At 58.0% G+C, this 8,332-nt stretch carries 9 protein-coding genes and 1 pseudogene; 4 read left to right on the top strand and 6 right to left on the bottom strand.

Features of this window, described 5'->3' with window-relative positions:
- Positions 1-145 (bottom strand): annotated as a pseudogene (locus AC6RA8_RS19390) (electron transfer flavoprotein subunit beta/FixA family protein); the annotation flags it as partial.
- A gap of 186 nt (positions 146-331) precedes the next feature.
- Here AC6RA8_RS19390 and AC6RA8_RS19385 point away from each other — a divergent pair.
- Positions 332-697 carry a VOC family protein gene (locus tag AC6RA8_RS19385; RefSeq protein WP_500355004.1) on the top strand — a complete coding sequence of 122 codons (366 nt, stop codon included), beginning with the start codon at positions 332-334 and terminating at the stop codon, positions 695-697.
- A 65-nt stretch (positions 698-762) separates the two neighbouring features.
- Here the strand turns inward: AC6RA8_RS19385 and AC6RA8_RS19380 are convergent, their stop codons facing one another.
- The 4 genes from AC6RA8_RS19380 to AC6RA8_RS19365 form a co-directional block, all read right to left on the bottom strand.
- Entirely contained in the window at positions 763-1,338 is a 576-nt protein-coding gene (locus tag AC6RA8_RS19380; protein WP_500355002.1) for a cob(I)yrinic acid a,c-diamide adenosyltransferase, read from the bottom strand.
- Between the two features lie 2 nt (positions 1,339-1,340).
- The gene (locus tag AC6RA8_RS19375) at positions 1,341-1,547 is read right to left on the bottom strand and encodes a twin transmembrane helix small protein (RefSeq protein ID WP_500355000.1); all 207 of its coding nucleotides are present in this window, start codon (positions 1,545-1,547) and stop codon (positions 1,341-1,343) included.
- Between the two features lie 72 nt (positions 1,548-1,619).
- The gene (locus AC6RA8_RS19370; RefSeq protein WP_500354998.1) at positions 1,620-2,450 is read right to left on the bottom strand and encodes an SDR family oxidoreductase; all 831 of its coding nucleotides are present in this window, start codon (positions 2,448-2,450) and stop codon (positions 1,620-1,622) included.
- A 55-nt stretch (positions 2,451-2,505) separates the two neighbouring features.
- Positions 2,506-3,111 carry an SH3 domain-containing protein gene (locus AC6RA8_RS19365; RefSeq protein ID WP_500354996.1) on the bottom strand — a complete coding sequence of 202 codons (606 nt, stop codon included), beginning with the start codon at positions 3,109-3,111 and terminating at the stop codon, positions 2,506-2,508.
- A gap of 230 nt (positions 3,112-3,341) precedes the next feature.
- On the opposite strand from AC6RA8_RS19365, the gene AC6RA8_RS19360 reads away from it, so the two are divergent.
- Genes AC6RA8_RS19360 through AC6RA8_RS19350 form a run of 3 tightly spaced genes read left to right on the top strand, consistent with a single transcriptional unit; the run spans position 3,342 to position 7,994 of the window.
- A complete protein-coding gene (locus AC6RA8_RS19360) occupies positions 3,342-5,636 on the top strand; it encodes a DNA topoisomerase IV subunit A (protein WP_500354994.1) in 2,295 nt (764 codons plus the stop codon).
- Positions 5,557-6,915 carry a YjgN family protein gene (locus AC6RA8_RS19355; RefSeq protein ID WP_500354992.1) on the top strand — a complete coding sequence of 453 codons (1,359 nt, stop codon included), beginning with the start codon at positions 5,557-5,559 and terminating at the stop codon, positions 6,913-6,915. The genes AC6RA8_RS19360 and AC6RA8_RS19355 overlap by 80 nt, the downstream gene beginning before the upstream one ends.
- Positions 6,912-7,994 (top strand): M48 family metallopeptidase, encoded by a 1,083-nt coding sequence (locus AC6RA8_RS19350; protein WP_500354990.1) that lies wholly within the window; start codon positions 6,912-6,914, stop codon positions 7,992-7,994. Before AC6RA8_RS19355 ends, AC6RA8_RS19350 begins: the two co-directional genes overlap by 4 nt.
- Here AC6RA8_RS19350 and AC6RA8_RS19345 read toward each other — a convergent pair.
- The coding region (locus tag AC6RA8_RS19345) for a cytochrome P450 (protein ID WP_500354988.1) at positions 7,991-8,332 on the bottom strand (342 nt) is incomplete at its 5' end. The genes AC6RA8_RS19350 and AC6RA8_RS19345 overlap by 4 nt on opposite strands.

Genomic DNA, 8,332 nt, shown 5'->3' with positions numbered 1-8,332 from the left:
GGCGGATGGCCTGTTCGACGGCAATTTCGTCAAACGGGTTCATCGACATTTTCACATTGGCGAGATCAACACCCGATCCGTCCGCTTTCACGCGCACCTTCACGTTGTAGTCGATCACGCGTTTGACAGGCACAAGCACCTTCATGAGCGTTCCTCTCTTCAAAATAACGACTCAGCTTTGAGAACTGAGATAGTTGGTCTCGAGTGGTTTACCCAAGACGCCGCTACGGAAACAGGACAAAATCGTCACGTCACGGCAATTGAACGCCGCGTTTTCAGTGTGATGCCGTTGAACGGAAACTTTGATACACTGTGGGAAAGGGGGATGGCCATGGAACATGTTCAGGGGTTTGGCGGTTTTTTCTTTCGGTCCAAAGACCCGGAGGCATTGGCCACGTGGTATCGTGACAGACTGGGTATCGACCTTGTGCCAACTACAGCCGATCAAAAGCCGTGGATGGCCGAAGGGGGCTCAACGGTGTTTGCCCCATTTGCCGCCGATACGGATTACTTCGCCACTGACAAATCGTTCATGCTGAATTTCAGGGTCAGCAGTCTGGATGCGATGGTGGCGCAGCTTCAGGATGCAGGTGTGGTGGTGAAAATGGTCGGGGACATGCCCGGGATCGGGCGCTTCGCGCATCTGTCCGATCCCGAAGGGACTCCGATTGAACTGTGGGAACCCGAGGAAGGCTGACCGCAAGTGGATGGCCCGGGGTTCAGCCCTTCCGTGTGCTGAACCCTCCACCGGAGCGTCCGCCGCTATTCGCGGTTCGCACCCGGAACCCACAATACATCATCCTTGCCGCCATTGTTGGCGATGCGTGCAGATACGAAGAACCAGTCGCTCAGACGGTTGAGGTATTTCACTGCCGCAGGGTTCACCGCCTCCATCGTCGCGAGTTCCACCGACAGCCGCTCGGCCCGGCGCGCCACGGTGCGGCACACATGCAGGTGGGCCGACAGAGCAGACCCGCCTGGCAGGATGAAGCTGCGCAAAGGTTCAAGATTGCCGTTCATGACATCGATCTCGGCCTCGAGGCGCGACACCTGAGCGTCCGTCATGCGCAGGGGTGGGTATTCGGCTTCGGCATCCTTTTCCATGTCGGGACGGCACAGATCGGCACCCAGATCGAATAGGTCATTCTGGATACGGCTGAGTGCAGCATCCATGTCGCCCGATGCTTCGAGGCGCGCGACGCCCAAGAACGCGTTCAACTCGTCCGCTGTACCATAAGCCGTCACGCGCATTGCGTGCTTCGCGACCCGGGCACCATTGCCAAGGGCCGTTTCGCCAGCGTCACCCGTTTTTGTATAGATCTTGTTCAGAACAACCATGTTCAGTTCCCCGTTCCACGCAATGCCACATAGGCAAGGATCAAAAGGACAGCCACGAACTGCGCGCCGATTCGGTAGCGCATCAGTCGGTTAGAGTTGTCCTTGGCCCAGCCCGATCCCTTGGCAAAGCCGCCAAGGCCAAGCATCAGCACGACAACAACAGCCAGACAAGCCAGCAAGATCAAGATGAATAGCGGGTCAAAGCCCATGTTCTTGTGTCCCTTTTCCTTACGCTGGGACCATGTAGGCGACCCACGCCCAAAAGCGAACGCGTCGTTCGGTCACCCGAAGGATAAAATCCGATCCAACGTGCGGGTTGGCAGGAAACGGCGGCAGGCGGCCATCAGGAACGTTGGCGTTGTCACCATATATACCGGGCGCGGACGACGCGCTTCCAGAGCATGCCTCAGCTTCTTGACCACCGCATCGGCAGGCAGTTCAAACGTGTCCGGCCCACGATCTTCATATAGTCTTTTACGCAGCTTTGTTTGATACTTCTCCGCACGCGCTGAGTTTTCCCAATCGATCCACTTCTCAAAATGTGGGATAGAGTTGGCGCGTATTTTGCTCGTGATGGGGCCCGGCTCGATAAGGATCACCTCGATGGGGGTATCGCGCATCTCGATCCGGAGGGTATGGGTCAGCCCCTCAAGCGCGAACTTGGTTGCGTTGTAAGCTCCGCGCCAGGGCATAGTCACGAAACCCAATACTGATGAACACTGCACGATCCGGCCATGTCCCTGCGCGCGCATGACTGGAATGATCTGCCGTGTCAGTTCATGCCAGCCGAAAAAGTTGGCCTCGAAGATGGCGCGCAGCGCATCGGTCGGCAAATCCTCGACGGCACCGGGAGTTCCGAAAGCACCATTGTTGAATACTGCATCAAGTGTGCCACCGGTGGCCTCCAAAACCTCTTTCAAGCCGTATTCAATGATTGCTGCATCTTCGTAGTCGATCAGCGGGCTTTCAAAGCCTTCAGATTGTAAGCGGGTGCAATCTGCTGCCTTGCGGCAAGATGCAAACACACGCCAGCCTGCCTCGCGCAGGCCATGTGCGGACGCATACCCGATCCCGGACGAACAACCGGTAATGAGAACTGTTTTTTGTGCCATGTCTTGTCCTGCTCAAACTCGGGCGGGACAATAGAGTGATCCGCTTTGTGCGCAATCAGCCTTCGCTCAAAAGGTAGTCAGCCATCCAACCGATCGTGCCACCATTCATGGGGCGCAGTTTGACCCAGCCGTTTCCTGGATCCTGCAGCACCTCGACCTTGTCCCCGCGCGTCAAGCGGTTGACGATAGAATAGTCTGTGCCTGGGCCACCGCGCACGTTCACACTGCGTGCCGACACTGCCCGCACATCATTTGAAGACTCGTCAACAACGTCGGGCGCATTGAAATCCACCGGCGTGATGATGGCATTGTCGACAATCAGGCTCGGCAGAATGATTGTCGGCTCTTCTTCATTCAGGGCAATATCCGTTTCAGTCTCGTCCTCAACAGTGCGCGGACGGGCTGCTGTTGTCCGAACGGTACGTTGTGGGCGCAATACATCGCCCACGCTGTTGAGGTTCAGGGAAACGCGCGTCACGTTTTCCGGAATAATTGGCGTGGCCGGCTCAGCCTCAGCTTGCGCCAGCGTTTCTTCTTTGACTTCGGCGGGTGCCTCTATGCGCGACAGGCGGGTTTGTTCAGCGTCAAAATCTGCGCCTCCGCTCATCTCGTAGAAGGCGAACGCTAGAAACGCGAATGTAATGATAATGAACCGCACCATACTATGCGTCTCCCCCCAACGTACTGTGTGTGTCCGATCAGCAGCTTGATGACACACCACAAACATTAACAAACCGAATGATTCCAAACACTGGTAAAAACCGGTCAGTTTTCCCCGCAGCCTTTCGTTGTGGTGTACGAGCAACGGAGTCCCCACACCAAAGTTTCCCGAACGGAAGATCGTCCACCTGACCGCTTGTTCCCGACAAGGTGGGCCGCTACACATCATCTATGTCCGATCAGACCGATACCCCCAATATGGACCTGTCCGAACCGTTGCGTCGTGCGCTGGGTGAGCGGTACCTCACCTATGCTCTGTCCACGATCATGCACCGTGCGCTGCCGGATGCGCGCGATGGTCTTAAGCCCGTTCACCGACGGATCCTGTTCGCTATGCGGGAATTGCGGCTGTCTTCCTCGGGCGGATTCCGCAAATCGGCCAAGATTTCCGGCGATGTGATGGGCAACTATCACCCTCATGGTGATGCCGCGATCTATGATGCGATGGCTCGCCTCGCTCAGGATTTCAACGTGCGCTACCCGTTGGTCGATGGGCAGGGGAACTTCGGCAACATCGACGGCGATAACCCCGCCGCGTCGCGTTACACCGAGGCGCGTATGACCGCCGTCGCCGAAGCGTTGCTTGAAGGCCTAAACGAAAACGCAGTTGATTTCCGCGAAAACTACGATGGCACCCTGACCGAACCGGTCGTGCTGCCTGCGCAATTCCCGAACCTGCTGGCCAACGGTTCATCTGGCATCGCCGTGGGCATGGCCACCAACATCCCACCACACAACATTGCAGAGCTTTGTGATGCCTGCCTGCACCTGATCAAAACGCCAGATGCCCGCGACGACACACTGTTGAACTACGTGCCTGGCCCCGATTTTCCAACGGGTGGCATCATCGTCGAACCGCCTGAGGCAATTACCCAAGCCTACCGTACTGGCAAAGGCGGCTTCCGCCTGCGCTGTCGATACGAGGTTGAGGATCTGGGCCGCGGCCAGTGGCAGATTGTCGTGACGGAAATTCCGTATCAAGTCCAGAAATCCAAGCTGATTGAGAAGTTGGCCGAGGTCATCCAGACCAAGAAAGTCCCAATCCTTGCTGATGTGCGCGATGAAAGCGCGGACGACATCCGCTTGATCCTTGAGCCGCGGTCCAAGAACGTGGACCCGGATGTGCTGATGGGAATGTTGTATCGGAACTCGGACCTCGAAGTGCGTTTCTCGCTCAATATGAATGTGCTGATCGATGGCGTTACGCCGAAGGTCTGCTCGATGAAGGAGGTCCTGCGTGCCTTCCTCGATTTCCGGCGCGAAGTCCTGATCCGGCGCAGCCATCACCGCATGGAAAAGATCGACCATCGGCTTGAGGTGCTTGAGGGGCTTATCGTCGCCTTCCTCAACCTTGACAGGGTGATCGACATTATCCGCTATGATGAAGATCCAAAGGCTGCGCTGATGCGCGAGGACTGGGGCAAGGATCATCCTCGTGCAATGTCCGAGGCTGATTATGTCTCACCCGCGCCCGGCGATGGTGAACTGAGCGACGTTCAGGTCGAAGCGATCCTGAACATGCGGCTGCGCTCCCTGCGCCGTTTGGAAGAAATGGAACTGCTGAGCGAGCAGGCCGAGTTGATGGAAGAACGTGCGGCGCTCGAAGACCTTCTGGAAAGTGACGACCTGCAGTGGCAGGCCATAGCTGACCAAATGCGCGAGACGAAAAAGAAGTTCGGCAAGGATTACGACGGCGGTGCCCGCCGCACCACCTTTGCTGAAGCGGGAGAGATCGAGGATGTGCCGCTTGAGGCAATGATCGACCGCGAACCGATCACCGTGGTGTGCAGCCAGATGGGCTGGATTCGCGCCATGACCGGCCACATCGACTTGACCCGCGAGCTGAAATTCAAGGACGGCGATGGGCCGCGCTTCATCTTCCATGCCGAAACGACGGATCGCCTTGTTGTGGTTGGCTCGAATGGGCGCTTTTACACGGTCTCGGCTGCGAACCTTCCGGGCGGACGCGGCATGGGTGAGCCGCTGCGCCTGATGATCGACCTGCCGAACGAGGTGCAAATTCACGCGCTCATGACCCATAAACCGAGCCGCAAGCTTTTGGTCGCATCCTCGGCGGGCGATGGGTTCATCGTGCCCGAAGATGAGGTGATCGCGCAGACACGGACGGGCAAGCAGGTGCTGAACGTGCGTGGCGACGTTTCGATGGCTGTCTGTAAACCGGCCGAAGGGGACTATGTTGCTGTTGTTGGTGAGAACCGGAAGGTTCTGGTCTTTGGACTTGAAGAGTTGCCGGAGATGGCGCGCGGCAAGGGCGTGCGTCTCCAGAAGTACAAGGACGGGGGCCTGAGCGATGCAACCACCTTCACCCTGGCAGACGGGCTCAGCTGGCTCGACCCCGCAGGACGGACAAGAACAGAGACCGATCTTGCGGAGTGGCGCGGAAAGCGCGCCGGAGCAGGGCGGATGGCCCCCCGCGGTTTCCCAAGAGACAACAAGTTCACCTGACGGCGCGCTTGCCGTCGGTTTCGTTGGCCGTCGCGGTGCGGTGTTCTGGCTCGCGTTGACAACCGGGTTCTGGTCGATCCTGACGCTGGGCTTTTACCGTTTTTGGATGAAGACACGGCTGCGTCGCTACTTCTGGGGGTCGATCCGGCCTGGCGGTCATCCGATGGAGTATGTCGGCGATCCCTGGGAAAAGTTGCTCGGTTTCTTCATCGCCGTTGTCATCCTCACCTTCTATATTGGTGTGGTGAATCTGCTGCTGATGTTCGCCAGTTTCACCCTGTTTGACGGTAATGTTGCTGGTTACTTTCTCAGTTTTCTGGGTGTGATCCCCCTTTGGTTCTACGCCAGATATCGCGCGCGTCGCTACGTACTTGGGCGCACCCGCTGGCGCGGAGTGCGTTTCGGGCTGGAACCTGGCGCATGGGGCTATGCGTGGCGTGCCTGTGTGCACTGGCTGGTCACGATCTGTACGCTCGGCATTCTCTGGCCACGCATGACGTTCTATCTCGAGAAATACCGCACTGATCGCACCTATTTCGGCTCTTCCAAGCTGACCCAGGGCGGGCGCTGGACGATGCTTTATCGGGCCATTCTGCCACTGATATTCTCTGTGGCCGCAACCGCGCTCTGGGTTGCATGGGTGACGTTCCTCGAACCGATAGGCGATGTATGGGCGGCGTTAATCGATGAAATCATGCGAGAAACGCTCGGTGTTGAAACGACATCATTTGCAGAAGGGGTAGACGAGCCGCAAGGCCTGTGGCGGTTCTGGCTGCTGCTGCCGCTTAGCTTCGCTCTCTACTACGGTGTCGTGCACTACATCTTTGACGCACGCCGCCTGATGGCCAACCATAAATCGGCATCGGGTGTTGCGTTCCGATCAAACCTGCGCACAGGGCGGATCGCATGGATTTATTCCGGGGGCACCTTTCTGGCCTATCTGGTACTGACGCTTGGTATCATCCTATTATCGCTGATTGTTCTGCCGATCTTCGGTTTCGAGATCCTGGCGCGGATCACAGACACTGACGCCGATTTAAGCTTCGATACGCCGCGCTGGGTTGCCATCACTGCGTCGGTCATCGTCTATTTCGGCGTCTTTCTTCTCTGGTCCGTTGTTTACAACACCTTCGTGACGTTCCCGCTGATGCGGCACATGGCAACGACCACTGCGCTGCCCGAACATTACGGCTTGCAAACAATCAGTCAGGTCGCCCGCGATGAATTTGCCGAAGCCGAAGGCTTTGCCGAGGCGCTTGATTTGGGGGCCGCGATATGACCCGCGCTTCTTATTTCGATGGCGACACGCCCAACCCGGTTCCGGTCTACGTTACTTCTAGTGACGACGGCGCGCATATCATTCTATCACGCCAGGATGCCGACGACGTGACATGGCCTGCGTCTGATATTCGAACAGTATCGGATCTGCCCAGCGGGATTGATGCGGTTTTGCGGCTGACCTCCGATCCGGTTGCGCGGCTTTATGTTCCGGACGCCGGAACGCTGCCAAGACTGCCGCACCTGAACCGGCGTGCTCCGCCCAAGGGGCGCGGACGCCTTGCCATGTGGGCGGCGGGGGCGGTGGGTGCGGTTGCCTTGCAGATCGGTATCCTGATCCCGCTGATGGCTGATCAACTGGCCAATTTCATTCCGCCCCGTGCAGAGCGTGCGCTGGGCGAGGCGACGTTTGAACAGATCCGTGGTGCGCTGGGCCGTGACGCACTGGGTCCGCTTCGAGTTTGCGAAAACCCGGCAGGACGCGCGGCGCTCAACGAAATGGCGGCCACCTTTGCCCCGTCGATACCGGACAACGGCGAAATATCCGTTTTTGTTTTGAACCACTCGATGATCAACGCCTTTGCCTTGCCGGGTGGATACGTTGTGTTCTTCCGCGGTCTCATCGATGCCGCCGAAACGCCCGAGGAAGTGGCGGCGGTCTTTGCCCATGAACTCGGCCACGTGGTCAGCCGTGATCCTACGCGTCATGCTCTGCGATCAGCGGGCAGCATCGGTGTTCTGGGCCTGCTTATTGGTGACTTCGCGGGTGGCGCTGTTGTGCTGTTCCTGACCGAACGCTTGATTGACGCAAACTACTCCCAAGCTGCCGAGGAGGCGGCGGATACCTTTGCCCACAAGGTGCTTGGGGATGCCCGCGTGTCTCCAGCTGCTCTCGGCGACATGTTCGAACGTCTACGGGCCAAGCACGGGGACAATGACGGTGTCATCTCGCATTTTCTGTCCCACCCGACCCTGTCCGATCGCATTGGAAAAGCACGGGATGCAGCACCCAAAGATGGTGACTGGTTGCCGATACTCACGGAACAGCAATGGACCGATCTTCAGGGTATTTGTGACTAGGCTGGCTCGGCGGTCAGCCATACGCCGCCATCGGGGCGCAGGGTTAGGATCATCACCGGATCAGGATCCTTTCCGGGCACGGGTGCAAATCGGAACCGGCTGAGCAGAGTGGCAAGGATAATGACGGCTTCTTGCAATGCGAACGAAGCGCCAATGCAGATGCGGGGACCATCCCCAAAGGGCAGGTATGCATAGCGGTCCACTGATTTGCGGTCTGCGAACCGGTCGGGGCGGAACGCATCCGGGTCGTCCCACAAAAGCTTTGAGCGATGAACGGCGTAAATCGGGATGATGCATGTATCACCCTTTCTGATCTCGCGCCCGCACAGGACGTCGTC

It is taken from the genome of Tateyamaria sp. (assembly GCF_059783535.1).
This window is presented reverse-complemented; position numbering and strand designations above follow the sequence as displayed.